Origin of the sequence: Cyclobacterium jeungdonense (genome assembly GCF_010994275.1) — a bacterium.
Taxonomy (GTDB): domain Bacteria; phylum Bacteroidota; class Bacteroidia; order Cytophagales; family Cyclobacteriaceae; genus Cyclobacterium; species Cyclobacterium jeungdonense.
On record NZ_WMCD01000005.1, the window covers coordinates 220,199 to 246,713 of the forward strand.

Here is a 26,515-nt window from a genome sequence, read left to right on the forward strand (position 1 = left end):
AGAAAAAATCAGCTTAGGTAGCTCTTCCAGGTATGGTATAAAATATATAATGAAATGGTTTTCCGGTTGGAAAACACTTTATTGAGTAGGCTCATTGAAAGCCCGGAACGGTGGATAAATGCTAGTCCTGAATAATTATTGGCATAAAAATATTCCGAATCACTCCATTCCTTTTCGTTACTGTTTTCTCGTTGATCTTCTTCTCCCGAAACAGGGATGGATTTCTCAGGAACTTGATTTTGTTTCCGGGATGCCTGATCCTCCTGTACCCGGCTCGGAAAAAAACTCCGACCTGACATGCAGGCAATGGCCGTTTCGTTTGGAGAAACTACGGATGAAACGCTGGCTGAAACACCCATTATTATCAACAGAAAGGTCAATAATAAATAAGTGGATTTAATAATGCAGCGTGTCGATTTTTTTATCATGATGCCGGCGTGCCAAATGTAACGTTCAATAATGGCGATAGCGGCAGGTCCCGACTGTTGTTGCATTAATACATGCAAAAGGGACTACCAAATAAGCAATTATTGTCGAATTTATTAGAAGGATTTTCCCCGAAGACAGATCGGGAAAATGGATCCACGACTTGGTGGATAGTAGCAAAAAATGCTTAAAATGTTAGGAAAGAAATGTTTTCCAACTGTGGTACAATACAAAAAGTGAAACTTTGCGCCTATTGTAAAAGCCGCTCTCTAATTGTTTGAAAAATAACCAGCTAAGCTTATTTTCCTGTACAAAAAGGGCTTGGTTAGCAAGCAGTCTGTCAGTATCGTCCCACTCCTTTTCATCCGGACTCTCCCGTTGATCTTCTTCACCGGATAGCGGGTCGCCATTATCCGGAACCTGAAATGGGAACTGATCACTATTCACCTGACTGATCTTGGTTACACCATAACCCGGATCGGAAGGGATATCAAAAAAAGACGTATTAAACGCACCAATCGAATAAAAATAAACCAACATACCGAAGCCCAAAAATAGACCAGTGGTCCACGTTGAATGGCAACGGATATTTAGTTTAGGTGACCTCACAAACGCTTATTTTTAACGGATTATTAAGACGTAAATGTAATTTTTTTTTTATTCATGTGTAGCAATTTTTAACTTTTTTTAAGGGGAATTCCTTTTTCTATTGTCTTTTCTCCAAAATCGACAACCAAACAGGGCTTTTATTAATTTATTGCCAGTTAACATCTCTGGTAAAACCAATGAAATACCGCTACTCCCTTTGATTTTGGGCGAGGTCTTTGCCTCAATGGCCATTGCCGGGGAGATAGGCTGGCGACAATTGTTAGGAAGGGTTACACCACATTGCAGCTAACTGCTTAGAAGTAGCTGTTTTTTACGGGTTTCAATTTTTTCGATTTCCGTTTTGTGTACTACGGATTTTCGTTTCGACAATAGAATTCAGGGCAAAACCAGGGTGCTTTCTAAACTTAATTTGACGATAGCACATTAAATCCGGATTATCCTGCTGGTTTATAAATGGTTGTTCAGTTTATTTTTCTTTGTGCTTATTTTTTGCAGCATAATTAGATTCAAATATCCGGTATTTAAATAATGCAACAACAATGGCACCGCCAACGCCGTTGCCGAATAAGGTAATGAGAAGGAACAGGATATAGTCTGAAAGTGAAATAGATGCGGCATGTAAAAACGCGCCAAAAACTTCAATATTTCCGACAATACTGTGATGAAAGCCTACGAAACCGATGGTGCCCGTTATCATTACTATCAAAAATATACGGGTTAAGGCATCGGTAGTACTGTTCAATAACCAGGTTAAAAGCCCCATTAACCAACCCGCAAAAATGGCACTGGACAATAGAACCAAGTAACTGTGGTCCAATATATGGGTTCCTATTTTTACCATCGTTTCTTGCTCAAATAGACCAAGTTGTGGCCCCATACTTCCAATAATAAATACAAATAGAATTCCACCCAGGATATTTCCTAAAATGACTACTCCCCATATACTTAATAATTCCAGGATGGTTCTTTGGCCATTTAAAGCAGGCAATGCCAAAAGAGATGTTTGCTCTGTGTAGAGCACTGATTTGCCTAGAATCACCATGATAAATCCTAAAGGATAAACCAAAGCGAATAATTTAAATATGATGCTCTCTGCCAATTTACCTCCCAAAAGAAAATATAAGATGCAGATTAATAAATAACTAAAGCCTATTTCGAGTCCCGCAATACAGGCACTTAGGAAGGTCGCTCTTTTTTTTATTTTAAATATTTCCTCTCCCTCATGAATGATCTGGCTTAGGATTTCAGTGTACTTTTTGGATCCTTCTACCTCATTTGATTTTTTCTCCAGATCATGTTGATGGTCTTTTTGTTCTTTATTTTCAGTTTTCATATATTTTTCAGTACTTTCAATTGGTTTTACCCCCTATGTCAACCACTTCATCTGGTGGAAAGTATTCGAGGCTTTTAGAAATTAGGTTCGGCCCTAATAATAGTAGCCATATAAAGGCTCTCAGAAATTCACTTTTTTTTTTACAAATTCAATAAAGTTCCTTTGACCATCATGCCAACATGAGTTTGACTAATGATAAAGGAAACAGGTGATAGGAAGGATTATTAGGAGATTTTTTCCTAACTATAATGGGCAATAATGCTGCCAAAAATGGTCTTTCTACGCTCAGGGGCGGAGCTTTCTTGTTGCCGTTTTTGCTTCCTGTTCAATTACCGACTACAAGATCCTCTTGAAGCAGGGAATATACCCGATCCTTGGTAATTTTTGAGTTCCGAATAATGCGCCAGGAAGGAAGATACGACAGATAGGGAACGAATCATTTTTACCCCTTTCCCCTTTTTCCGACTTCTATCTTTGGAAAGGATGGGTATTTTGCTTATTATATGAGATGAAATCACTCCGAAAAGATGACGTATTTATTAATTAACACCTTTATTTCATTACAATTTCTTTTGATCTACAATTCCCTGGAGCTAACCAACAAAAAAGAAACGTTAACCCGGCCAACCTCCAGTGTGGGTGTGGAATCAGATTTGGAACGCTTCTCCGAAAACAAAACCATTCCCGACGAAATTAGGGAGGTGACCTTGGAGGCCTTGTCTTATTTTCCGGATCTTCTCGAAACTGAAATTGATTTTCAATTTAAAAAGGCCATTCACGGGTCTGTCATGCAGGCGCAGCCCAAGATTTCCTCCCTGTTCTTTTCTTCAAAAAAAACCAGGGGATATCGAATAAAAATCAGTCGTGAATTAGTCCTGGAAGATGACTCCATTCCTATAGAAGACCTCCCGAGGGATGTATTGTTGGGTTGGATAGGGCATGAGCTTGGCCATATCAAAGATTACCTGGACCGGAGTGCGTTAAATTTACTAGGTTTTGGAGTCAGGTATTACTTATCCAATACCTTTATAACCGAAGCCGAAATTGCTGCGGATAGCTATGCAGTAGCCTTTGGACTGGGTGAAAAAATTATTGCCACCAAGAATTTTGTCCTGAACCACGAAAAAATTCCCCTGGATTATAAAAAGAAGATCGAAAAACTCTACCTCTCTCCCGGAGAAATTCTTTCCATGGTAGATACCGATACAGAAGGCAATCAAGAGGAAAATTGATCTGATCTGCTGAGGCAACTGAGTTATGGTATCGATGATCCCTGTAGAAATAAAACCAAAGCCTTACTTTGGAGTTTTAAAGAGAAAAAACACCCGAGTAGGATGGATTAAATCGTTTGAGCATGACGCAGGAATTGGCATTTTTCCCATTAAAGTTAGTAGCATTTCCCCAGGAGGATCTCAATCTCCATATATTTGAACCCCGATACAAGGAGTTGATTCAGGATTGTATACAAAGCGGTCAATCGTTTGGCATTTGTACCTACCTTGATAAGTTAATGCCCGTGGGAACGGAGGTATCACTGGTGGAGATCAGTAACGAATACGATGATGGCAGGATGGACATTAAGACAAAGGGAGTAAAAACCTTTAAAATCCTTGATTTTCAAAATCCGCTAAAAGATAAGTTATATGCTGGCGGAAAGGTAGCATTCTTACCCTTGGACTGGCAGGCACCGGTTGAAAAACTAAAAGCCTTCGAAACATTGCTGGAAACGTTTTTTGATTGGATGCACCATGCGGTCGATTTGAAAAGTACACCCATCAACTCCTTTACCTATGCCCACAAAATAGCCCTGAAACCGAGTCAGGAGTATCAGTTGTTGGAGTTAAGCACAGAGGAAGAAAGGCTGGACTTTTTACTGGATCATTTGCAGAACCTCATCCCTGTTTTGAAGGAAATTGAGGCTTCCAAGAACAAGATCAAAATGAACGGTCATTTCAAATACCTTGATCCCTTAAATTTTTGATACATCCGACTTTTTAATGTAGGCTTCGCGATTCTCCCAGGTGATCTTGTACCAGATATCCTGGCTAGAAGAAATCGTTACCCTATGACCCGCCTCAACACGCCGAACCAAATTCCCCGCAGCCGAAGGGCTGTCCATGATCAAGACGGGACTTCCGGTGACAATAGCGGTTTCCGATGTATGGATAAAATTGTTGCTGACAAAGGCCAGGATCAGGAAAACGGATGCGGGAAGCACAAAAACGGACCTTTTGCCGGGAAGTATAAAGGCCATGATAAGGCAAACGACAAGTAATAAGGCAAAAAAGGCGGTAATCTCCATTTTGTATTCCACAAGTACCGACAGAAAGCGGTCCTGATCAGAAAGCTCGTAGCCCTCCAGACGGCTCTGATTTGTGAGGGACTTGATTTTATCTATAACTTCGGGATTGGGATTATGCTCGTAATACCTGGACAAAAACAGGGAAGCTTGCCCAAATTCCCCCATTCCTTCGGAGATAAAACTCATTTTTAATAGCATGGCCGGTGAGTAGGTGTTTTCCTCATAAAGGATATCCTCGTATATTTTCAAAGCCTCCTTGTATTTCTTTTGAGAAAAAAGGCTATCTGCTTTTTGAAGCGAGGCAAGGTTGTTTGCCTGACAATCAGCCAGATGGGGATTCAGCAAGGAAATAGCTGATAAAAAAACAATAAAGATCCATTTAAGATTTGGCATTATCAATTCAGTGCTTTAAATTTGCAGTCCAATTACGGAAAACTAGTACGCAAAACCAAGTTTTCTTTTGAAATAATCCTGTAGTAGAATACAGGCAATTACCAGATTTTGATTCCGTAGCTCAGCTGGTAGAGCAATACACTTTTAATGTATGGGTCCTGGGTTCGAGCCCCAGCGGGATCACATTAATTTATAAACCCTGTTTTTCGGAGCAGGGTTTTTTTTTATTCCGCGCCTATGGGGCGAGCAATGTATCGGCATGTGAAAGTCTTTTTTTGGAATGGGATTTGTAACTTGTTTAGTTAGAGAAGCCAGGCTATTTATTCTTAAAAGAATAAATCAGGCTTTTCGTTTACTTAGTTAAATTCTATAAAATTAAGAAATATGTCAAGTCCAGAACACAAGAAGTTAATTTGGAACCTAATCAAAGATATTAAGGTGGGCATGCTTGTCACCAAATCAACAAAAGACGGCGAAAGTATGAGGGCCCGCCCGATGAGCCTTGTTCAGGACGCTTACGATGGCACCTTGTTCTTTTACACCTCTAAAAGTGCTGCCAAGGCTTTTGAAATTAAGCAAGACACAGATACCTGCCTGACCTTTACTAATCCGAAAGACAATGTGTATGTATCCTTAACAGGTAAGGCCATGGTTACGGAAGACCGGGAATTAATCGATAAATATTGGAATCCATGGGTGGCAGCCTGGTTTGAAAACGGAAAGGATGACCCTGAGCTGGCCATGCTTAAGGTAAAAATTAACAAAGGCGAACACTGGGATTCTACAAATAATAAGCTAGTTCAAATTTTTGAGCTCGCTAAATCCAACATAAAGGAATCTTCTACGCCAAAATTAGGGGAAAATGAAAAGTTCGGTACTGATTAACGGTAGCTATTCTTAATTAATACCCTAGAAAACCTCAGGAAATGATTCTTGAGGTTTTTTTATTATCGGAAGATGTGATCGCATATCTGTGAATATGTAAAATACCTGAATTTCAGGAGTTCAACTACCGAGATTAAACGACTTTCAGATGGAGTAAAATTTTGCAAAGAGCCGTCAAGTAAAAACACTAATTAAAATTGTTTGATCTATTAAAGAGTTTAAAATTTTTCAGTTTGCAGCTTCCTATACACCTCCGACGGGAAAAGGTAATACGACCTCCCATTCCGTGTTATTATCGTTAGCATATCAGTTCCACCTAACCTCATTACGACTAATTGTAGTATAAAATTATGAATTTTTAACTTGAGGTCGTCGATTCGGTGGGGAATTTAACCAAAATGGAATACGGTTGAGGCTGTGATTCAAAAAACAGTATTATATATTCCAAACAACGGTTGAAATCCATACTCGATCGGCGACAAAAAGCAAAATAATGACCCCTTGCTTTCAATCTACTAATGGTAAACCGCTTTCTAATTTAGCAATGTTGGTCGATATAAAAAGCACGCAAATTCATTTTTAATGTGCTATAAAATCGTCTAATGAGTAAAAAATCTCCTTTTTGTTGGGGTTTAGTACGTAGAAATTTTGTTTGGGGGATTTTTTTAGTTGGCTGGCATATCATTTGCTTCTTTACTACATGGAATCGATGTTGAACTATTAAAATGAGTTACTTATGAAACGGTACAATATAAAAAAGCAATTTGGATTTATTATATTAATGATGTTTTCCACCAGTCTTTTTGCTCAGAACTTGAATTTTTCGGATTTTGACAAAGACGATGATGGCTGGATTGAAAAAGAAGAGTTCAGAACTGTATTTACTGCAAACTATTGGGACGATTGGAACAACGTGGACAACTCGTATCTCGATGATGAAGACTTTTATACTTTTAATTACGCTCTTATTGATACGGATGACGATGATCTTCTGACAGAGGAAGAGTGGACCTATGGATATGATTATTATTATGGTGATTACCTGAAGGACGGTTATGATTCGTTTGAAGCCTACGACGTAGACGGTGATGGGTATATCGAATATACCGAATACTATGACGGGTTGTACGATACCGATTATTACGTTACCTGGGATATCGATAAAGATACCTATTTGAGTCAGGAAGAATTGGCCGAAAACGTGTTTGAAAACTGGGACTTAAATGATACCGGTTTGATGAGTAGAAGCGAATTCTACAACTTTGATGGTTTCTATAAGGATATCTAAGCCAAATTGCTTGTTTAGTTTTGTTTAATTAGAAACAGTAAGTATTTTTATTGAAATTATTATCCGATAACCCAGTCCGATGGAGGACTGGGTTATTTTTTTGCGGTATTCATATGCCGTACATCTGGCTGTGAAAGTTTCACAATGGGGGCTCGTAATTCCCGACTACTATCCAGGAGCACCGGTTTCCAATGCAAGAGAGAATTTGAAATTTAATTATCCATTCTGAAAAAATCAGAAGGTTTTTGACGAAATCAGAAAGTATAACACCCACGTGGCCACGCTTAAGGCTGAAATTAACAAAGGGGAACACTGAGATTCTACAAACAATAAACTCGTTTAGATTTTTGAGATACCAACGTCCAACCAGGAGGAATCCAGTACGCCCGATTTAGTAGAAAATCAAAAATTTGGTATTGACTAGCATCAGTAATGCTCAGGATAACATTTGAAGACCTATGGGTTAGAAACCTGGGTTTTTTCATTGCGGGAGGATCAAAACGTATTGTATTTGGTATGAATAGGTAGAAGTTTAATCCATCAGAAGTTAGCCGCCGAGAGGGGATTCTTTTAACAATCAGATGCCGGGAAGCGTAGAGGGCTTGCAGAAAAAAAACGCGAATTGGTAAAAGAAGCTGTTCTGCTCCTGATCACTTCTTTCCATATAGCAAAAGGTTTTACTAATGGGAGTATTATTTGATAAAAATTGGTTATTTGGGTAAAAAATCAGTTAATTTTATCTTTGTAAAATAATTAATCCATAGAATACTAATGTTCCTTCGTTACCTCTTCGCCTTCATTCTTCTGCTGACGTTCAGCTGCGCTCCGGACCTTCCGGAAGGCGTAGAATTGGCCATGGATGAGCTGCCAGAGCAACTGGATTTCAATATCCATGTAAAACCCATTCTCTCGGATAATTGCTTCTCCTGCCATGGCCCGGATGAAGCAGCCCGTCAGGCAGGCCTTCGACTGGATCTGGAAGAAGCGGCTTTTGCGGTTTCCGAAGAAAGCGGGCAGATACCGATCAAGCCCGGCAAACCCGGAAAAAGTGAATTGGTGCAGCGCATACTTTCTACCGATGCGGAATACCAAATGCCCACACCCGACTCTCACCTTAGCCTTACAGACCGGCAAAAGGCCATTCTGATCGCATGGATTGCCTCCGGTGCTGAATACAAAAAGCACTGGGCTTTTATCCCTCCGGAAAAGGCGGATTTGCCGGCAGGTAAATTCAAAGGTTGGTCTGAACAGCCGATTGACCTTTTTGTAGGCCAAAAACTGGAAGAAAATGAGTTGGAGCCCAGTCCGAGGGCTTCGAAAGAACTACTTCTTCGAAGACTTAGCCTGGACCTTACCGGTCTGCCTCCAACATTGGAGGAATTGGATGCCTTTTTAGCCGACGAATCCGAAGATGCCTACGCCAAACAAGTAGATCGATTACTGGCCTCGCCGCATTACGGGGAACAAATGGCCATGCACTGGATGGACCTGGCCCGCTTTGCGGATACCCACGGCTATACTGTGGATCGGTACCGCGATATGTCTCCCTGGAGGGACTGGGTCATTGAAGCATACAATCAAAACATGGGATATGATCAATTCATCACCGAGCAACTTGCCGGAGACCTACTGCCCAACCCATCTAAAAAACAACTGCTGGCCACAGCATTTAACCGCATTCATCCCCAAAACATGGAGGGGGGTATTGTACAGGAAGAGTTTAGAGTTGAATATGTGGCAGATAGAACTAACACAGTAGGCAAAGCCTTTATGGCGTTGAGTTTGGAATGTGCCCGGTGCCATGATCACAAATACGATCCTGTAAGTCAAAAGGAATACTTTCAAATGAGTAGCTTTTTTAATCAGGTGGATGAAGCCGGGCAAATCTCCTGGGACAACGCCATGCCCGTGCCCACCATGCTCTGGACGGACAGCGAAAAGGACGCGCTATTGAAAATGCTGAAAAAGGACATAACTGAGGCGGAAGAAGCGCTGACCTCCATCAAAAATGCTGAAAAAGCAGCTTTTGAGACCTGGATACGGAGTCACCGATATAAAGATACGCGCTTTTACCGCCCCGCTACTTCGTTGGTTGCACATTTCGATTTCGATAAAGTTCCCCTGCGGGACAAAGTAAATCCGTCTATTACCGGCATTATGGAAAGTATCGGAGAGGAAAGCAAACACCCCTCATTAGTGGATGGCTATCAGGGAAAAGCAGCTTCCCTGAATGGTGACTCCTGGCTGAAAATGGGAGGAGTAGGAAGTTTTTCCAGGGACCAACCTTTTAGTGTGGGACTTTGGGTCACTATTCCTGAAAACCTGGAAGATGGAGCCATCTTTCATACCGGTGACGGTGCCGTACTATACAACCGAAGGGGTTATCATTTATACTTGAAAGATAATAAGTTGGAAATGATTCTTGCCCACACGGCTCCCTACAATGTCATCAGTAACCTAACTTTGGAGGGTATTCCGAGAGGCGAATGGGTACACCTATTGATGACCTATGACGGGTCTTCCAAAGCCGCAGGAATAAAAACCTACCTGAATGGAAAACGAATGGCCAGCAAAATGGTCAAAGATAATTTATACAAAGACATTTTGTTTGCGCGCGATAATCAGCCAGGTATTCAACTTGGTGCCGTTTGGAGAGGGAAGGGGCTGAAGGGAGCCGCGGTTGACGAGTTGATGGTATTTGACAAGGAGTTGTCATCGGTGGAAATCCTGCAGTGGCTGCAACCGGATCTCCTGGCAACAATGCTTGAAAAATCTCCGGAAGATTTAGGTTCGGACGAACGAGATGCGTTGGAGACGTTTTACTGGCGCAACCTTTCTACTGCCTACCAAAGTCAGCTAAAAAAATTGACAGCTGCCCGAATGGAGCATTCGGAAACGTTAGAACCCATCCAAGAAGTCATGGTCATGGATGAAATGGATCCCAAGCGGCCTACCTACATATTGGAACGGGGCGAATACCATGCGCATGGAGAGGAAGTGCAGGCAGGGACACCGGAAGCGATATTACCCATGGCAGATTCCTATGAAAAAAACCGGCTGGGACTGGCCAGGTGGCTCCTGGACGAGCGGCATCCTTTAACTGCCCGGGTGGCGGTAAATCGGCTGTGGCAGCAATTTTTTGGCAGGGGACTGGTAGCCACAGCGTCTGATTTTGGCAATCAGGGAGAAATGCCAAGCCATCCGGAATTATTGGACTGGCTGGCGGTGACCTTTCGGGAATCAGGCTGGGATGTAAAGGAATTACAAAAAATGATCCTACTCTCCGAAACGTATAAACAAGCATCGCTAAGCAGCCGGGAATTGCAGGAAAAAGATCCGGAAAACACCTTGCTGGCTCGTGGACCATCGGGTCGTATGCCTGGAGAAATGATTCGTGACAATGCCCTGCTTGCCAGCGGCATGCTGGGTAGGCGTATCGGTGGCCCCAGCGTCAAGCCTTATCAGCCAGATGGATTGTGGTCGGTGAATGGAGGCCAATACACAGAGGATACGGGAGAAAACCTATTCCGACGCAGCCTTTATACCTTGTGGAAACGCTCGGTTCCGCATCCCACCCTCCATATATTTGATTCACCGGAGAGATCGGAATCCACCATCAGGAGGCAAGAAACCAATACCCCGCTACAGGCGCTGGTATTGATGAATGACCCCATTTACGTGGAAATCGCAAAAGTGATGGGAGCGCGGATATCAAGGCATCCCGATCCGGAGCAGGGGATTCAGGAGGCCTTTAGAAAACTCACTGGAAGGTTTCCGTCAGAAGAAGAAGTCAACGTGTTGCTAGCTTTGAGAAAGCAGGAAATGGCCACCTTCTCCAATAACCCGGAGAAAATGAAAGGATGGCTTTCAACCGGATCTTATCCTGTTCAGGAAAAGCCGGAGGCCTTGCCCTGGGCAGCCAATACCGTAGTTGCCAGTGCCATCTTAAACGCCGATGCGACCATTACCAAAAGATAGTATGTGTAATCACTCAAAAAAATACCGCTTTTCGGATATACCGGAACTACACGAATTGGAAAAGAAAATCGACCGAAGGCATTTTCTTTCTAAAACCGCTATGGGAATGGGCGCATTGGCATTGGGTTCTCTTTTTTCCCAGGAAGGATTGATGGCGAAAGGCATGTCTCCGGCAGGAGGTCTTCCCGGACTTCCCCATCACCCCCCAAAAGCCAAGCGAATTATTTACCTGTTCCAAAGTGGAGGTCCCTCCCAACTGGATCTCTACGATTACAAACCCAAGCTTCAGAGCATGCAGGGGCAGGACCTGCCCGCCTCCATTCGAGGTGAGCAGCGACTGACGGGAATGAGTGCCAACCAGAGTATTTTTCCTGTGGCACAATCTGCCTTTGAATTCAAACAATATGGAAAAAGCAGGGCCTGGGTAAGCGATCTCATGCCCTATACAGCAGAAGTGGTGGATGAACTCTGCTTTATCAAATCCATGATCACTGAGCAGATCAATCACGATCCGGCGATCACCTTTATGCAGTCCGGACATCAATTGCCCGGCCGGCCTTCCATGGGGGCCTGGATGTCCTATGGACTGGGTTCCGAAAACCAAAACCTACCGGGATTTGTAGTGCTTGTGTCCAAAAACGCCGTCCGGGACCAACCCCTCTATGCCCGGCTTTGGGGCAACGGCTTCTTACCTTCCCAGCATCAGGGCGTGCAATTTCGTTCCGGAAAAGATCCCGTGCTATACCTGGGGAATCCGGAAAATTATGAGGGAGAGGATCGGAAAGAAATGCTGGATTACCTGAAAGAACTCAATGGCTTGCAGTACGATACCTACGGAGACCCCGAGATCAATGCACGCATAGCCCAATACGAGATGGCATTTCGCATGCAAACTTCCGTGCCGGAAGTCAGCGACCTTTCGGACGAACCGGATTGGGTTTTTGACCTATATGGAGAAGAAAGTCGAGATCCAGGCACCTACGCGGCCAACTGCCTGCTCGCCCGAAAGCTTATTGAAAAGGACGTACGATTTGTACAACTGTACCATCAGGGTTGGGATCAGCACGGAAATTTGCCGGGAGGGATACGCAATCAGTGCGCAAAGACCGATCAGGCTACGGCTGCATTGATCAAAGATTTAAAGCAAAGGGGACTGCTGGAAGATACCTTGGTGGTCTGGGGTGGAGAGTTTGGTAGGACGGTATATAGTCAGGGTACGCTTACCGAGGATAATTACGGCAGGGATCACCACCCCCGGTGTTTTACTATGTGGATGGCAGGGGCAGGGGTGAAACCTGGATTTTCATACGGGGTTACCGATGATTTTGGCTACAACGTGGTTCAGGATCCGGTGCATGTGCATGACTTTCATGCCAGTCTCATGCACCTGTTCGGCGTAGACCACGAGCAATTGATTTTTAAACATCAGGGAAGACGCTTCCGGCTTACCGATGTGGCCGGTAATGTGATTCACGATTTATTTGCCTGATTTACTTCCTGGCTTACTTTAATGGCTGAGGAGTCTTGGTATTTGGAGTACCGATGCTGTGGGGCATGTCCTAGGGTCAAAATCCGTTCTGCTATATCATCGATCTTGACCTGCAGGTCGGTGTAAAACTCTTCAAATTTTAGGTACAGTTTGAAAAACTTGTCACCTTTGATATTCCAGTGATAGCCTCGGGTATTTTGGTAGAAGATGCGATAGTTAGCTAATAACATGTTTAACTAGTGAGCCAACTCTTCAGGGCGCTGAATGTCCGGGCCTTTTTCGTTTAAATTTCTCGCTGTTTACGGAAAAAAGATGGAATGTGTGACCTGATTATATTCCTTGTAAAGGTGACAAAGGATAAAAAAAAATACGATAATTTCAGGATTAGTGGATATCTAATAAACAATAAATCCCCATGGAAGGGCGCAAACGCGTAGCTCATTCCATGGGAAATTAGTTTTATAACGAAAATCTCGTTATTGATAATAAAAATATTTAGCGTTGGTAAGTCAATTTAATCTTACCACTTACTTCTCCTTCTGGAGTATCCATTTTGACGAAGTGTCTCGTGACCAGGTTGTTCTCATTTAATTCTACGACTTGATAAACCTGAACGGATTGATCGGATGCCTCGGTGGTTAAAACACCTTCTTTCATGCTCCAATTACCTTTGCCGTTTTGATTTCCCTGAGGATCGAAAATCTGGTAGCTCCCGTCTGACTGGAGAAGGAACCTGCCTCCTACATGAAGTGTTTCACCACCAGAAATCATGGCACTGATGTCTGGTCCTGAGATTTGCTCATAAGAGAAAGCAGCTCCTTTCCAATCTCCTGCAATGCCGGATTCCTGATCCGTTTGCTCCATAAACGAAAATAGTGCAGCCATTAGAAGTGCCAATGGCAAAAGCAAAAGAAACCGTGCTTTCTGAATTGATTTTGATTCGCTTGTGTTCATCATTTTTAATCTGTTTTTAAGTATAGGAAAATTTAAGTAATGAATTAATGCATATTCAGTTCGTCCAGAAATCATATTTACTAAATTTCTGGCATATGGTATTTTTGGAAATTCCTTTAACACTACTTGGTCAGCCTGGTACTCATGCACCAGTTTTATATAGTGGTTTAGCACATAAATAGCCGGATTAAACCAAAAAAGCACTTTTACGAATTCAATCAGTAAGATATCCCAACTATGCCCTTGTACGGCGTGGGTACGCTCGTGCAATAAGGCCTGCCGTGAAAAAATAGGTTCTAAATCATCTTCTGGTATAAATATATAGTGGAAAAAGGATGCATAACCAATCCTGCTTTGCCTTACGAGTGTCAACGGTCCCTCCGATACACAGTCGCCCGTTGTTATCATTTTTCGCAATTTGAAAAGTTGCCTTCCCAGTTGCATCAACATGAATATACACCCCGCTATATACGTGTACAGAAAAACGGTACCGATACCGTTGGATTCCTGGCTAGAAAGGCTGGGACTGGAAAGTGTCAAAGCAGGAGTTGCTTCCCATTTCTGCCAGGCAATGGCATAGTGAGATTGACCTGGAAGAGGAAGGTTTAAAAAAGGGAGGAGTAAGGAAACTACGATGACTCCAAGTAGTACAAATCGATTCCATGAATAGAACGTTAATCTGGATAGGAGAATAGCGTATACCAGGGCCCCAATTAGGAGTACGATGTTGGCTTTCATGCAATATAGGATCCAAAACATTTTACGCCTCCTTTTCCATTTGGTCAATGATCTGTTGCAATTCTTTAATTTCGTTATTATTTAGTTTCTTTTCCTGTACTAAAAACGATAATACATTGCTAACTGACCCATCAAAAAAATGAGTCATCATTCTGTTAAACCTTTTTTTACGGTAAAGCCCTTGAGGAATGATAGGAAAATATACATGGGTTTTGCCATATGCTTTATGATCAACGAATCCTTTTTTTTCCAACAACCGAACGATGGAAGAAACCGTGGTGTAAGGTGGTGCGGGTTCTTCCATCTGCGCCATTATTTCTTTTACCATAGCTTCTCTCAACTGCCAAAGAATAAGCATGATCTTTTCCTCATTTTCATTTAATTCTTTCATATAATTATTTTTTTAGCGCCCAAAACTTGCCCTGATAGTTATCCGGGCTTCCGTTTGGGTGTCGCTGGCGTCGTACTCGATTTCATCGGTTTATAATTTTATTTTCATCGGTCAGATGGCCTGTCCCGATGTTAAATCGGGAGAATCTCGCATGTTTGATAATCAACCAACTGAGTCACGCTCGATTACATAGAATAAAGCTATAAATAAATATTTAATTAAACAACTAATTTTTCGTTTATCTACTAAAAAATAGTTTTAAATATATAACGTCGTTGATCGAGGTGTAAAATTAAAATGTGAAATCAGGGGTCGGTCCCCAAAAGCTGCTGCGCATGCGAAAGTGCTGATCCAAAAAAGCTCCAACCTGCAGGCCCATGTGCCAGCGTTCAGCCAAGGCCTTGCGCACCGCGATTTGACCGGGAAAAATAAGTCCTACCTGATATTGTTCTACCAGGTTAAACCTTAGGATATTTTTTGATAGCGTTTTTCCAAGTCATTGAGGTCCTTTTCTTCGTCAAAATATTTTTTGCCCTGATTCCAGATCATCTCTGCATGTTTTTTAATTGGCTGCTTTTGTTCTGACGTGTCAGCAAATTTACTGAGTGTAACCATGGCCTCCATCAGCCGTATGATTACTGCGGGACTATCTTTGGCATACTGTCGGATGGCATTGAAGGCGGCATCCATCATGCCTTCGAAGGTAAGGATGTCGGCTTGAATCCTCAAAGTACCTTCCTTGTCCAAACGATAAGCTGTGGGAAACTTGACTCGTGTCAGGTAGGCCAGGCTGCTAATGAGATTATCGATACAGGAGATGGCGGTGAAGGGGTCGTTTATGCCGGGGGAGAGTGCTCTTGCAGCAATCTCGACCATTTGGTGAATGGCATGTTCGGCGTCTTGCAGAGGGGTTCTTGTTTTTCCACCCAAAAAATGCTGACGCAGCCGGCTCATTGCTTCTTTATCCAGGTTTTTATTTGAGTATACCTTCGCCAGTTCGAGGCCTTTTACCAAATAACTCCCGGGTCGATGAAATAGCTCTATGAAAACCTCCTGCTTACTGGCTTCCTCCATCAATTTATCACTGTCTATGTATTGTAGGTACCCATCAAAGCCAGATTCCAGAACTTGAGAAGCGGCATAGTTACTTTTTTCCTTTTCGGGATTGAACAAATTTTGATTCGGCTCTTCACCCATTTCCTGGGGAAAAAGTTGAGTCAGGTTACGAAACAGTTTTGCAGAGATGTTTCCAATGATATAATCTGCCTGAATGCTGTTGGCGACATGGTGTATAAATATGATTAACAAAACAATATTGGCGACGGCCATCATCAAAGCAAAGGCTACCGAGAATAGGGGGACAAATTGCAGCTCTCCGGTATCTTTTACCGTATTCAGGACAATTAAACAATAAATAAACAGCGAAACATAGGTTCCCAGTACGGTTTGATTAATTCGGTCGTACATGAAATTTTTCACCAGACCGGGACCAAACTGGCTGCTAGCCAGGGTAAGTGCTACAAGGGTAATCGAAAAAACAGTACCCGCCACGCCGATCATGGCTGCGGCAATGGTGGTTAAAATGCCTTTGGCAGCGTCGGGGCTACCGGGAAAGAAAAACTTCATGGAACCACTAGGCTCAAACCCCGAAAAACTGTCCCAATAAACCAAGGCAAAGGAGAGAACGATCACTGTAAAAATGATAAAAACGGGAACAAACCAAAAAGTAGATTTGAGTTCAGACCACCAAAACAATAATTTTTTCATGCCTTTATTAAGAAATATCCTTTTCTAAGGTATTCAATAAAAGAATCAATTCCTACGGAGATCTTTGCTTACGGAATGCGGCATTGGTTAGTTTTTACTTTTCCGGGTAAACAATGCCACGATCGCACTGGTCAAAATACCCATTATCGGAGCGCCAACGATGCTTTGAACCATATAATTTCCCTGCGTAAAGTAGGCCTCCGCTTCCTCCCGCTGCATGTTCCCAGATTCGACGGCGAAGTTTTTTGCATTGGTTAAATAGTCAGGTGTGATAACCGATAGGGTAAGCCATTGCGTTAGGGGGGTTAATAGGGTGACCACCAGGGTAATGATAAGCCCGGCCTTGAACCCCTGCCAGTAGCTCATCGAACCTTCATAGTCTTTTTTCCTTTTTTCCAGCAGCCCGAATACATAAATGGCGATAGCCGGTATGGCGACAAAATTGGTATAGATGACGTGCTTGTCCAAATGCTCGTCGTGCAAGCCTGCCAACCGTTCCAGCACCATCCAAAGGAGGCCCATAAGGGCAAAAATGATTCCCCATTTTATTTCAATGCTGTATTTTTTCATGGGTCATGGGTTAATTCGTAGAGTGAAGGCCAAATGCATTGCCCTCCGTATCCATGCAGATGGAGCAAAATCCATGTTCCCCTATGGGAAATTTTGCTTGCAGCACCTTGCCACCGGCCCCAGGAACTCTTTTTTCTTCTGTGGAGCAATCCTCGCAGGTAAAATACACCAGGGTACCGCCAGCTCCTGGCTGCATATCGGATGATTTTACCAGGGCTCCGCTGGCGTTTGTAGCTCCCTCTACCCAGGGAAAGGCCACCATTTGCATGTCGCCAGCTTCCATTCCTTCCGGCATCGGCATCTCAGATAGGGTTTCACCCAAAACAGTAGCATAAAAATTTTTGGCTCGTTCCATGTTTTCCACATAGATCTCAAACCAGTTTACGGGATTCGTATTTCTTGCCATGGTTGTGTTAATTTTGTATTGTGGCAAAATAGAGTATAGCGGGTAAAATTTACTTGCCCTATGTCAAGAAATCAATTTCCAGCAGCAATCCCTTTTCGAATCCTGCTTAGGGAGCTGTCCGTAATTCCCAGATAAGAGGCAATGTATTTTAGTGGCACCTGTTGTAAGAGTTCGGGTTGCTCCTGCTGCAGGCGCAGGTACCTGTCTCTGGCAGGCTCAGTGATCATTCGTAATGCCCGCAATTTATGGGTCAGCAGTGCCTGAGACATCCATTCCCTGCCCCAGGAGGCAAAAGCGGGTATATGATTGAATAATTCATGAAAGGTGAGGAGAGGAATTTTCCATACCTGGCAGTCGCTGAGGGTTTGAAAATTCTCCTCGGTGGGTATGCCCAGAAAAAGGGACGCCACCTCAATGGCAATCTGTCCCTGGTTCATAAATCCGGTTGTAATGTCTTTACCGGAGGGATTGGTTGCAAAGGATCGAACCAAACCGGAACCGATGCAATAATATGCCTTTGCTCGCTGCCCCTCCTGCAATAGCATGGTCCCCTTGCTTATACCCTGATATTCATGTGCCTGGGCAATTCGCTCCAGGTCTTCAGGTGACAACTCAGGATGTTTGTAAAAATCCTTTACCGAAAGCGTTGGAGGCTGCGTTTCAGGTCTGTTAAATCCGATTCCTTCTGAATTACCGTGAAGGTTTGTTCCCATTTCTAATCGATGTTTTCTCCCGAAGGAAATAAACCCATTTTCAGCGCCCGCTCCTTCCACTGGTCTCTGGCAAGTTCCTGCATGTCCTGAACGCCATCTGTTTCATCCTGAATCTCCAATCCCAAAAGTGTTTCCAAAATATCCTCCATGGTCACAATGCCTGCCAGGCCTCCGTATTGATCCGTGACCATGGCCAAGTGGTCCCTGGTTTGCATCAGCATTTCCAAGACCTCTGGAATGGGATCATCTGTTTGCACCACCGGAATTTTCCTTTTCAAGTCCTTTAGTACATAACCAAACTGGTCCTGAGCTAATTTTTCCAGCACATCATACTTTAGGATGTATCCGGTTACCTGATCGATCGTTTTATCATAAATCGGAATCCGGGAAAATTTTTTAATATTGGAATGGAGTAAGAAGTCTTTTAAGCTCATGTTTTCTTCCAGGGCTACCGTTACCGTCCTTGGTGTCATCACGTGTTCTACCAAAATCGACTGAAATCGGATCAGGTTGTAGATGATTTTGGACTCTTTTTCTTCGAGCACACCATCCCGGGTGGCCATGTTCGTCAAAGCGGTTACTTCTTCCCGGGTGGTTTTGTGGGAGCCTTCATTCTTAAAAAACCGGGTCAACCACTCTGAAACCTTTACCAGCGGGTAGATAGACAGGATCATAAAATTAAGCACCTTACCCATTACAGGAGCCATTTGTTTCCAGTAGGTAGCTCCGAGTGATTTAGGGAAAATTTCGGAGAACACCAGAATTGCCAGTGTCAACAAGGCGGAAATAATTCCAAAATAGGCTTCCCCAAAAATCTTTGTCGCCTGAGCTCCTACGCCGGCAGCTCCGACCGTGTGTGCGATGGTGTTGTAACTCAAGATGGCGGAAAGCGGCCTGTCTACATTCGATTTTAATTTCTCCAATTCCTTGCCATACCGCTTACCGGACTGTTTTAGGGATTCGATGTATGTGGGCGTAATACTCAAAAGGGCCGCTTCCAGGGCAGAACACACAAAGGACACGCCGATGGCTAGAAATAAATAAATAAATAATAGTAACATCTATATAAGTTGGTTCATTTTACTTGTAAACGCCCTTTAAATTGGCAAAACTCCCTTCCAGGAATGGGATAAATAAAGGTATCGATTTTACCAATAGACATATACCTTTCCTGTACTTTCCCCCGATTCAAGTAATTGATGGGCGGCTGCAATTTCTGTTGCGGGAAAAGTAGCTCCTACTTGCGGACGAATTTTCTTTTTCTCCCACAAGGAAACCAGGGCATGTAAACAATGCCCAATAATATCGATTCGATGATCTGCAATCCGTAGCATGTTAACGCCAATAATGCCCTGTGCTTTCATCATCATAAATAGAGGACTTACAAACCCGGTTTTCATCAAAAAGGCAAGGTCATTTAACAAATGACTTTTTTGCCCACTTCTGGCAGCACCTCCAAAACAAAACAAGTGACCACCATGGGCCAGTAGCTTCAGGTCTTTTTTGAAGCTTTTCCCCGCTACCGTGTTGAAAATGAGATTCATTTTTCGCTTGCCAAATTCCTTTTCTATGGCTGCCGAATAATTCACTTCCCGGTAGTTGATAGGAAATTCCACACCCATTTTTTTCAAGTAGTCCACTTTCTGCGATGTACTGCACAGTCCTACCACCCGAACACCCTGAAGATGGCATAATTGGGTAAGGGCCGTTCCTACGCCTCCGGCACAAGCATGAATCAAGGCAATTTCTCCTTTATGCAGGCGGCCAAGATAATTTGTCATGTAATAAGCCGTACCGTACTGGGTAGCCAGGGCACAGGCTTCACCTCCTGGCATCTCCTCCGGAATTTGAGAAAGCGCCCGATAGTCAGCCAGGGCCAAATCGGCATAGCCTCCAAAACGGGTAAAGGCCACCACTCGTTTTCCCATGATTTCTTCAGGCACCTGGGAACCCCTATCGATTACTTGTCCCTCGATTTCATATCCTGGTACAAAAGGAATTTTAGGCGCGTCCTTATACAGGCCGTTCCGGGCCATCACATCTGCATAATTCAGGCCAAAACCGGCTACCTTGACAAGTACCTGAAATTCTTGGGGTTTGAGTTCAGTGCCTTGCTGAAGTTGAAAAGCCTCTTTAGCTGTTCCGTATTGAATGATGGCTAGTTGTTGCATAAAAAACCTGTAAAACTAAACTCAATATAGCTTATTTTTAAACAAGAGAAAATGGTAAGACTGGTCCTACAAGGAAATCGTACTGAATGAATCGCTCGGATTGTTTCTTTTCTGTTACAGTTTCTTAGATCTGAAATAAAAATTAAGGTGTACCATTCAGCAATAATCCGTATTTTTAGAAAGCACCAAAACCACTAAATACCATGCATCGATTTAACCGCAGAAAATTTCTTCAATTTACCGGAATGGCAGGTACATCCCTGCTTTTGCCCGGCAATGGTACCGCAGCTCCTGTTCCTTCCTTTGAATTCGATGAAATAGGTCTTTCAAAATGGGAATTGGAGACGCCTTCTTTATGCCTGGAACTGGAGGTGATGGAATCTAACCTTAAAAAAGTCCATCAAAACCTTCAGGGAACGGGAATTGGAGTACGACCGCATATCAAAACCCACAAAACTCCTGCCTTGGCTCGTATGCAACTGGAGGCAGGAGCTGTAGGCGTTTGTGCAGCGAAGTTGTCAGAATCGGAAGCCATGTTGGAAAACGGTATCCCAAATGTCCTGATGACGGGGGTAAACGTGAGCCCTGGTAAGATCAAAAAGGCCATGGACTTGAGGAAAAAACACCCCGGATTTATACAGGCTGTGGATAATCCTGAGAATGCTGCCGACCTTCAGGAAGCCGCCAAGGCAGCAGGCATCATCGCCGAAGTGGTGGTAGATCTGGATGTGATTAACAGGTCCGGCGTACCCACTGGCAAACCTGCTCTGGCGTTGGCCCAGCAGGTAGATCGTTCACCTAACCTGCATTTTATGGGAATCCTTGCCTATGATGGAGGTGCCCAACATGTCAAGGGTTATGGACCAAGAAAAGCCCGGACAGAACGGACATTTGAACCGGTGGTTGCAACATACGAAAGCCTGATAATTTCCGGTCTTAATGTGGAGATTTTCAGCGGAGCAGGCACCGGTACCTATGACATGATGGGGATCGTGCCGGGTTTTACAGACGTGCAGGTAGGCAGCTATCTTTTTATGGATGCCCAGTATATGGCTATTGGAAGCAAGGAAAACGAGGCACTCTACGATGATTTTGACCCATCCCTGACGGTAATGACCACCGTAATCAATACCAACCACCCCAATCGCTTGGTTACCGACTCTGGGGCCAAAGCGTTTACCATCAATAAACCCAGTGGTATCGTCATTGGAGAGCCGGATTTTACCTACAATGCCGGATCGGATGAATACGGAACGGTTACTTATAATCAGGCCAACCGGGAATACCGGGTGGGAGATAAACTGGAAGTGATCGTCCCTCATTGCGACCCGGTGGTTAATCTGTACGATCGCATTTACGGGATTCGCAGAGGGAAAGTGGAAACTATCCTACCTGTGTTGGCAAGGGGAATGTCCCGCTAAGTGGCTCCAAACTATTGCAGCTCATTCCGCTCCGACTGGAGGCCACAGGCATTTTTTAAACCGTGGCCTGTTCGTCTTCCTCTTGTTTGGGTTTAGCAGTCCACATACCCAGCATCATGGTCAGGGAAGTAATGATGATGACCTGAATGATCAGTGAATCGTTGGCGATACCTAACCCAAGGCTTGCCGGTATACTTAAGTAAAGCAAAATGGTCACCAATCCCCTGGGAGCTATAAAAACCAGGGGAAGCAGGTTTATCTTAAATAGTCGTAATACTGCTGAGCGGATCAAAAATAACGCAACGGAAATCGTTATGGACCAGATTAGGGTTTCCGTGTTGATCAACTCGCTGGTGTCGATCAAAAAACCAAAGACAAGGAAAAACAAGGAGCGGATCAGGAAGGTGAGTTCCAGGGTAAGTTCCTTGAATTTCTTAATTTCCTTTTTGAAACTTTTGGTATGTAGGTTTTTTATCAACGACTGGTGCCTGAGTTGGTCCAGATTGCCGATAAACAAGCCAAACAAAAGGATAAAAATCAGTGCAGGTAGGTGATAAAGCTCGGAAATTGCAAAGATCAAAACGATAACCAGGATAATTGGAGCAAATTTTACCGGGTGTTTAATTTTGCTAAGAAGAAAAGCAAGGATGATACTGGCGAAGAAGGTAATGACCAGAATCATGACGATTTCTCCCACAAAGAAACCTAATGAAGCAGCGCCAATTTTTTCATTTTCCAGTAAAAAATTAAAAAAGATCACCCCAAAAATATCGGAAAGACTGCTCTCGTAGGTAACGAACTCTTTGTTTTTTGCCGACAGATTACTGACAGAGGGTATGGCAATGGCACTGCTTATTATAGCAAAGGGAATGGCATTGAGCAGGGCGGTTTTAAAGTTGACATCTGAAAACTGAATGAAGGCAAAGGCAAGAAGGAAGCTAAAAACCAACACGGGAATAATGGCTATGAGGATCGTTCGGCCGACAAAAGAAACCTTAGATTTGTCAAAATCCAATTCCAGGGACCCTTCCAAAACGATCAGGATCAGACCTAAGGTCCCCAAAAAAGGCAACACAGTAGAAAGATCCGGAATCCCAAGCCAAAAAATTTCAGCCAGTTGGCCTACCGCCCAACCCAAAGCAAACAACAAAATAACCGGCGGTATTTTAGTTTTGGCAGAGGTGATGTCAAAGAAGTAGGCCGAAAGCATTAACACACATAATACAATAATAATGGATAGTGTCATGGATCCTGAATTTGTTTCTTTTTAGAAGCTGTTTTGCTTAAGTCCCAAAAGTACGGATTAATATCCGGCCTTATTTTTCTAAAAATACGATAAACTACGCCAAACAAAAAACCGCTTTTCCACATTGAAGATTTTTGGTTACTTTGGAGGTTAATAAACTTCCGGTTTCCCATGAAACGTTTACTAGGCCTTTGCCTGATTGGATATTTTCTGTGCATGCCCTGCTTATTGCCTGCCCAGGACAGGCTGCCTCTTGGTAGCCATCCCCCAGCCCTTGCTTTTGACCATTTTCCGAACCGGCTTTTTGCATTCGTTTGGCGAAACTGGAACCTGATTGGTGTCGAAAAGATGGCCTCCCTACTGGATTGCGAATCCTGGCAAGTCCGGGATGTCGCCCAGGCCATGGGGCTGCAGGAGGCGAAGCCGCTTTATGCCAGTTACCAGAAACAACTTTACATTACGTTGTTACGAAGAAATTGGCATTTGCTTCCTTATGATCAGCTAATGGAGGTAACCGGGATGTCGGAAAATGAAATGGAGTTTGCCTTGAAGGAAGATGATTTCCTTTTCCATAAGTTTGGAAGGCTAAAGCCCAAGGTCGACCGGCTGAGGTATTCCTTACCGTCGGCTTCCGAATGGGAACGAGCGGCTGCCATCTACGCAGCTGTGGATGCTCACCTAACCGGGCCCCTTCCCGAAGATCCCCGCTTTTCTTTTATAGATCAGCTGGCCAAAACGGAGTCTATCGGTCCCCAAATGGATCGAACCGATCCAGATAAGACTGGCCTGAGGTTTATTTATTCCTATTTCGGGGTTTTTGGTGACCCTCTTCTGGACCCGGAAAGCGACCCCTTTCCGGATGGCCTGCTACAAAAGTTGGCAGAAAGAGGCGTTAACGGAGTGTGGTTGCACGTGGTCTTGAATCAACTTGCTCCAGAAGGAGAGATTTTTCCGGAATTTGGGGATCAATCCGATATCCGTCTAAAAAACCTTCAAAAAATAGCCCGGCGTGCCCAAAAATACGGTATTTCTATCTACCTCTACATCAACGAACCGAGGGCCATGCCTGCCCGGTTTTTTGCTTCCCGGCCGGAAATGGCGGGGATAAGTAAACAAGGACTAACCACCCTTTGTACCAGTAATGAACAGGTGCGGGACTGGATCAGTCATTCCTTAACCCATGTTTTTGAACAGGTTCCGGAATTAGGTGGTGTATTTACCATCACTGCTTCGGAAAACCTAACCAACTGCGCCTCACATGGAGGCAGGGAAGCTTGTCCCCGATGCAGCAAGCGTTCCTATGCCGACATCATTGCCGAGGTAAACCAGGTTATAGCCGAGGGAATACACCGCGCCAATCCGGATGCGCGTGTCATAGCCTGGGACTGGGGCTGGCATGGTCATGGACCTGCCCTGGATGTGATTGAAAAACTACCGACGGATGTGGCCCTCATGTCTGTCAGCGAATGGGGACTTCCCATCGATAGAGGTGGCATTTCTACGCAGGTTTCGGAGTATTCCCTTTCCGCCGTTGGGCCGGGACCCCGGGCGATAACCCATTGGGCGGCAGCAAAAATGAGAGGACTAGAAACCGTAGCTAAAGTACAGTTTAACAATTCCTGGGAATTGTCTGCCTTGCCCTGGCTGCCGGTCATGGACCTGGTAGCCAGACATGCCGCTAATCTGGCCGGTACCAGGTTGGATGGGTATATGTTGAGTTGGACGCTGGGTTCCTATCCCTCTCCGAATCTGGAAATCGCCCGTAAATTTTCACAAAATCCCAATTCAACAGTTGAGCAGGTTTTGGACGAACTGGCCTGGGAAAGGTATGGTCGCCAGGCTGTTCCCCTTATCAGGGAGTCTTGGACAGCGTTTAGCGAGGCATTTCGGGAATTCCCTTACCACCAGCAAGTGGTCTATTTAGCTCCCCAGCAATACGGCCCTTCCAATTTGCTGTACCTTAAACCCACCGGTTATGCCGCCAGTATGGTGGGTTTCCCTTACGATGACCTCGGGAGCTGGTCAGGACCTTACCCGGAGGAGGTATTGGTAAGCCAGTTTGAGAAAGTGGCTCTGGGATGGAAAAAGGGACTGAATCTATTTCAACAAGCCCTGCGTATACCTGGAGGCGGAACTCAAAAAGCGCAGCTTGCCGAAGATTTGATCCTGGCCAAAGCAGCTTATCTTCACTTTCTTTCAGTGGCGCAACAGGGGCGGTTTATCCTGCTCAGAAAGCAGTGGCGTACAAACCCCAACCCATTTGTATACCGGCAGCTACGGAAATTGCTGGAGATGGAAATCCATAGCGCCGTGGAACTGCACGCCCTTGCCCAGGCGGATTCCAGGATAGGTTTTGAGGCATCCAACCAATATTACTACCTGCCACAGGACCTGTTGGAAAAAGTAATCAACTGTGAATACCTGTTAGGCGAATTGGTCAAACAAGCTGAAGGAAAGCTTGGTGAGCACGGAGGCGCTATGGGTCAGTAGGGACCATTTATGAGATGCTTCTCAATCCACATCCCGGGATGTAAGGGCATCCAATCCCTTGAAATCAATTAAAATCGTAATTCCTATAGGTTTATTCAACAAAATCACTCCAATTAAATTCGATATGGTAATTTCCGATAAGGATTCTTATTAGAACAATTACTCCGTTTTAATAGCAGCAGGTTAAGCTATTTTAAATTTAAATGAATATTCTGAAAAATTAATGGCAAGGCCGTCCTCCAACTGCCACTTTCTGGGCCCTGTAGGTCAGTATTGAGCATGCTGCGAACAGGGTTTGTACCCGAGGCACAAAAAAAAGCCCGTCAGTTTGACGGGCTTTTTTTTATTAAATCGTTTTAATCAGGCCAAATCAGATAGCCCACGCTTTATCACCTTTATTATAGTCCGTACAGGGGTCGTATCTACCTGGTGTTTCTATGTAACGTAAAGCTTGTGTGGCACCCACCTCCGAAGTAAAATAACCCAGTAGGGTTAGGTCTTTGATCATAAGGATGTAATTAGAGCCTGAATTTTCTTCAGTGTTTTGCTGCATTGCCTTTTTGTTTAGTTGATTTAAAAAAGCAGTCCGTTCAGCTACAGTGGCATCCATAAAGGCCGTTCCGGTTTCTGATTTGAAATCACTTTTCAAGCTGTTCAGGCCATTGATAAAGGACTTTTGCTGCTCCTCCGTATAAGTATCCTTGACCATCATGGCCATAAAGGAACCGATTCCCGCTGCCTTGGCACCTGGTGTATCCGTTTCCGGAATGATGGCTTCTCCGATCTCATCCATGTACGCTAGTTCTTCTTCGGAAAATTCCAAACCCTCTATTTGCTTTTCAGGGGCGCATCCAGTCAGGATAACGTTGGCTCCGACCATGGTGCCCCCCATCATGAGCACCACACTTTTCAGGGCCTCTCTTCTATTCATTGCATTCATGTTAA

At 43.9% G+C, this 26,515-nt stretch carries 23 protein-coding genes and 1 tRNA gene; 9 read left to right on the top strand and 15 right to left on the bottom strand.

Annotated elements, in window-relative coordinates:
* Positions 1-8: 8 nt before the first annotated feature.
* From GKS34_RS12445 to GKS34_RS12455, 3 genes are all read right to left on the bottom strand, one after another.
* Positions 9-494 carry a hypothetical protein gene (locus GKS34_RS12445; protein ID WP_163385155.1) on the bottom strand — a complete coding sequence of 162 codons (486 nt, stop codon included), beginning with the start codon at positions 492-494 and terminating at the stop codon, positions 9-11.
* Positions 495-621: 127 nt separating this feature from the next.
* Positions 622-1,035, bottom strand: coding sequence for a hypothetical protein (locus GKS34_RS12450; RefSeq protein WP_163385156.1), 414 nt, complete (start codon positions 1,033-1,035; stop codon positions 622-624).
* 466 nt (positions 1,036-1,501) lie between these two features.
* Complete coding sequence (locus GKS34_RS12455) at positions 1,502-2,368, bottom strand: formate/nitrite transporter family protein (protein WP_163385157.1); 867 nt, start codon at positions 2,366-2,368, stop codon at positions 1,502-1,504.
* Between the two features lie 527 nt (positions 2,369-2,895).
* Here GKS34_RS12455 and GKS34_RS12460 point away from each other — a divergent pair.
* Positions 2,896-3,600 carry a hypothetical protein gene (locus GKS34_RS12460; protein ID WP_163385158.1) on the top strand — a complete coding sequence of 235 codons (705 nt, stop codon included), beginning with the start codon at positions 2,896-2,898 and terminating at the stop codon, positions 3,598-3,600.
* 122 nt (positions 3,601-3,722) lie between these two features.
* Positions 3,723-4,349, top strand: a complete 627-nt coding sequence (locus GKS34_RS12465; protein ID WP_163385159.1) for an LON peptidase substrate-binding domain-containing protein — start codon at positions 3,723-3,725, stop codon at positions 4,347-4,349.
* Here GKS34_RS12465 and GKS34_RS12470 read toward each other — a convergent pair.
* A complete protein-coding gene (locus tag GKS34_RS12470) occupies positions 4,338-5,063 on the bottom strand; it encodes an SH3 domain-containing protein (protein WP_163385160.1) in 726 nt (241 codons plus the stop codon). The genes GKS34_RS12465 and GKS34_RS12470 overlap by 12 nt on opposite strands.
* A gap of 110 nt (positions 5,064-5,173) precedes the next feature.
* Between GKS34_RS12470 and GKS34_RS12475 the strand changes: the two genes are divergently transcribed.
* The 5 genes from GKS34_RS12475 (at position 5,174) to GKS34_RS12495 (ending at position 12,703) form a co-directional block, all read left to right on the top strand.
* Positions 5,174-5,246: transfer RNA gene (locus tag GKS34_RS12475), tRNA-Lys, on the top strand.
* A 201-nt stretch (positions 5,247-5,447) separates the two neighbouring features.
* Entirely contained in the window at positions 5,448-5,948 is a 501-nt protein-coding gene (locus GKS34_RS12480) for a pyridoxamine 5'-phosphate oxidase family protein (protein WP_163385161.1), read from the top strand.
* Between the two features lie 736 nt (positions 5,949-6,684).
* Positions 6,685-7,236 carry an EF-hand domain-containing protein gene (locus GKS34_RS12485; protein ID WP_163385162.1) on the top strand — a complete coding sequence of 184 codons (552 nt, stop codon included), beginning with the start codon at positions 6,685-6,687 and terminating at the stop codon, positions 7,234-7,236.
* A gap of 771 nt (positions 7,237-8,007) precedes the next feature.
* Positions 8,008-11,214: a DUF1553 domain-containing protein gene (locus GKS34_RS12490; protein WP_163385163.1), complete on the top strand. Its 3,207-nt coding sequence runs from the start codon at positions 8,008-8,010 to the stop codon at positions 11,212-11,214.
* Position 11,215: 1 nt separating this feature from the next.
* Positions 11,216-12,703 (top strand): DUF1501 domain-containing protein, encoded by a 1,488-nt coding sequence (locus GKS34_RS12495; protein WP_163385164.1) that lies wholly within the window; start codon positions 11,216-11,218, stop codon positions 12,701-12,703.
* On the opposite strand, the gene GKS34_RS12500 is transcribed toward GKS34_RS12495, so the two are convergent.
* The 9 genes from GKS34_RS12500 to GKS34_RS12540 form a co-directional block, all read right to left on the bottom strand.
* Complete coding sequence (locus GKS34_RS12500) at positions 12,685-12,933, bottom strand: Dps family protein (RefSeq protein ID WP_163385165.1); 249 nt, start codon at positions 12,931-12,933, stop codon at positions 12,685-12,687. The two genes, GKS34_RS12495 and GKS34_RS12500, sit on opposite strands and share 19 nt — an antisense overlap.
* Positions 12,934-13,198: 265 nt before the next feature.
* Entirely contained in the window at positions 13,199-14,395 is a 1,197-nt protein-coding gene (locus GKS34_RS12505) for a M56 family metallopeptidase (protein WP_163385166.1), read from the bottom strand.
* A 22-nt stretch (positions 14,396-14,417) separates the two neighbouring features.
* Positions 14,418-14,786, bottom strand: coding sequence for a BlaI/MecI/CopY family transcriptional regulator (locus tag GKS34_RS12510; protein WP_163385167.1), 369 nt, complete (start codon positions 14,784-14,786; stop codon positions 14,418-14,420).
* A 465-nt stretch (positions 14,787-15,251) separates the two neighbouring features.
* On the bottom strand, positions 15,252-16,553 hold the full coding sequence (locus tag GKS34_RS12515) for a DUF2254 domain-containing protein (protein ID WP_163385168.1): 1,302 nt from the start codon (positions 16,551-16,553) through the stop codon (positions 15,252-15,254).
* Between the two features lie 87 nt (positions 16,554-16,640).
* Positions 16,641-17,123 carry a DUF4199 domain-containing protein gene (locus GKS34_RS12520; protein WP_163385169.1) on the bottom strand — a complete coding sequence of 161 codons (483 nt, stop codon included), beginning with the start codon at positions 17,121-17,123 and terminating at the stop codon, positions 16,641-16,643.
* Between the two features lie 10 nt (positions 17,124-17,133).
* Positions 17,134-17,529, bottom strand: coding sequence for a VOC family protein (locus tag GKS34_RS12525; protein WP_163385170.1), 396 nt, complete (start codon positions 17,527-17,529; stop codon positions 17,134-17,136).
* Between the two features lie 71 nt (positions 17,530-17,600).
* Positions 17,601-18,242, bottom strand: a complete 642-nt coding sequence (locus GKS34_RS12530) for a Crp/Fnr family transcriptional regulator (RefSeq protein WP_163385171.1) — start codon at positions 18,240-18,242, stop codon at positions 17,601-17,603.
* A gap of 2 nt (positions 18,243-18,244) precedes the next feature.
* The gene (locus GKS34_RS12535) at positions 18,245-19,303 is read right to left on the bottom strand and encodes a hemolysin family protein (RefSeq protein WP_163385172.1); all 1,059 of its coding nucleotides are present in this window, start codon (positions 19,301-19,303) and stop codon (positions 18,245-18,247) included.
* 87 nt (positions 19,304-19,390) lie between these two features.
* Positions 19,391-20,413: a quinone oxidoreductase family protein gene (locus GKS34_RS12540; RefSeq protein WP_163385173.1), complete on the bottom strand. Its 1,023-nt coding sequence runs from the start codon at positions 20,411-20,413 to the stop codon at positions 19,391-19,393.
* A gap of 203 nt (positions 20,414-20,616) precedes the next feature.
* Between GKS34_RS12540 and GKS34_RS12545 the strand changes: the two genes are divergently transcribed.
* Positions 20,617-21,834, top strand: a complete 1,218-nt coding sequence (locus GKS34_RS12545; protein WP_163385174.1) for a DSD1 family PLP-dependent enzyme — start codon at positions 20,617-20,619, stop codon at positions 21,832-21,834.
* Positions 21,835-21,889: 55 nt separating this feature from the next.
* Here GKS34_RS12545 and GKS34_RS12550 read toward each other — a convergent pair whose 3' ends face one another.
* Complete coding sequence (locus tag GKS34_RS12550) at positions 21,890-23,080, bottom strand: cation:proton antiporter (RefSeq protein WP_163385175.1); 1,191 nt, start codon at positions 23,078-23,080, stop codon at positions 21,890-21,892.
* A 171-nt stretch (positions 23,081-23,251) separates the two neighbouring features.
* Between GKS34_RS12550 and GKS34_RS12555 the strand changes: the two genes are divergently transcribed.
* Positions 23,252-25,570: a hypothetical protein gene (locus tag GKS34_RS12555; protein ID WP_163385176.1), complete on the top strand. Its 2,319-nt coding sequence runs from the start codon at positions 23,252-23,254 to the stop codon at positions 25,568-25,570.
* A 370-nt stretch (positions 25,571-25,940) separates the two neighbouring features.
* On the opposite strand, the gene GKS34_RS12560 is transcribed toward GKS34_RS12555, so the two are convergent.
* Positions 25,941-26,501: a gluconate 2-dehydrogenase subunit 3 family protein gene (locus GKS34_RS12560; protein WP_163385177.1), complete on the bottom strand. Its 561-nt coding sequence runs from the start codon at positions 26,499-26,501 to the stop codon at positions 25,941-25,943.
* Positions 26,502-26,515 lie beyond the last annotated feature (14 nt).

Excerpts from the sequence above, each read along its gene's own strand:
- GKS34_RS12445 (WP_163385155.1), bottom strand. The coding sequence starts at position 494 with ATGCAACAACAGTCGGGACCTGCCGCTATCGCCATTATTGAACGTTAC.
- GKS34_RS12470 (WP_163385160.1), bottom strand. The coding sequence starts at position 5,063 with ATGCCAAATCTTAAATGGATCTTTATTGTTTTTTTATCAGCTATTTCC.
- GKS34_RS12520 (WP_163385169.1), bottom strand. The coding sequence starts at position 17,123 with ATGAAAAAATACAGCATTGAAATAAAATGGGGAATCATTTTTGCCCTT.
- GKS34_RS12495 (WP_163385164.1), top strand. The coding sequence starts at position 11,216 with ATGTGTAATCACTCAAAAAAATACCGCTTTTCGGATATACCGGAACTA.
- GKS34_RS12540 (WP_163385173.1), bottom strand. The coding sequence starts at position 20,413 with ATGCAACAACTAGCCATCATTCAATACGGAACAGCTAAAGAGGCTTTT.
- GKS34_RS12465 (WP_163385159.1), top strand. The coding sequence starts at position 3,723 with ATGACGCAGGAATTGGCATTTTTCCCATTAAAGTTAGTAGCATTTCCC.
- GKS34_RS12530 (WP_163385171.1), bottom strand. The coding sequence starts at position 18,242 with ATGGGAACAAACCTTCACGGTAATTCAGAAGGAATCGGATTTAACAGA.
- GKS34_RS12525 (WP_163385170.1), bottom strand. The coding sequence starts at position 17,529 with ATGGCAAGAAATACGAATCCCGTAAACTGGTTTGAGATCTATGTGGAA.
- GKS34_RS12500 (WP_163385165.1), bottom strand. The coding sequence starts at position 12,933 with ATGTTATTAGCTAACTATCGCATCTTCTACCAAAATACCCGAGGCTAT.
- GKS34_RS12545 (WP_163385174.1), top strand. The coding sequence starts at position 20,617 with ATGCATCGATTTAACCGCAGAAAATTTCTTCAATTTACCGGAATGGCA.
- GKS34_RS12515 (WP_163385168.1), bottom strand. The coding sequence starts at position 16,553 with ATGAAAAAATTATTGTTTTGGTGGTCTGAACTCAAATCTACTTTTTGG.
- GKS34_RS12555 (WP_163385176.1), top strand. The coding sequence starts at position 23,252 with ATGAAACGTTTACTAGGCCTTTGCCTGATTGGATATTTTCTGTGCATG.
- GKS34_RS12460 (WP_163385158.1), top strand. The coding sequence starts at position 2,896 with ATGACGTATTTATTAATTAACACCTTTATTTCATTACAATTTCTTTTG.
- GKS34_RS12550 (WP_163385175.1), bottom strand. The coding sequence starts at position 23,080 with ATGACACTATCCATTATTATTGTATTATGTGTGTTAATGCTTTCGGCC.
- GKS34_RS12510 (WP_163385167.1), bottom strand. The coding sequence starts at position 14,786 with ATGAAAGAATTAAATGAAAATGAGGAAAAGATCATGCTTATTCTTTGG.
- GKS34_RS12505 (WP_163385166.1), bottom strand. The coding sequence starts at position 14,395 with ATGAAAGCCAACATCGTACTCCTAATTGGGGCCCTGGTATACGCTATT.
- GKS34_RS12485 (WP_163385162.1), top strand. The coding sequence starts at position 6,685 with ATGAAACGGTACAATATAAAAAAGCAATTTGGATTTATTATATTAATG.
- GKS34_RS12455 (WP_163385157.1), bottom strand. The coding sequence starts at position 2,368 with ATGAAAACTGAAAATAAAGAACAAAAAGACCATCAACATGATCTGGAG.
- GKS34_RS12535 (WP_163385172.1), bottom strand. The coding sequence starts at position 19,303 with ATGTTACTATTATTTATTTATTTATTTCTAGCCATCGGCGTGTCCTTT.
- GKS34_RS12480 (WP_163385161.1), top strand. The coding sequence starts at position 5,448 with ATGTCAAGTCCAGAACACAAGAAGTTAATTTGGAACCTAATCAAAGAT.
- GKS34_RS12560 (WP_163385177.1), bottom strand. The coding sequence starts at position 26,501 with ATGAATAGAAGAGAGGCCCTGAAAAGTGTGGTGCTCATGATGGGGGGC.
- GKS34_RS12490 (WP_163385163.1), top strand. The coding sequence starts at position 8,008 with ATGTTCCTTCGTTACCTCTTCGCCTTCATTCTTCTGCTGACGTTCAGC.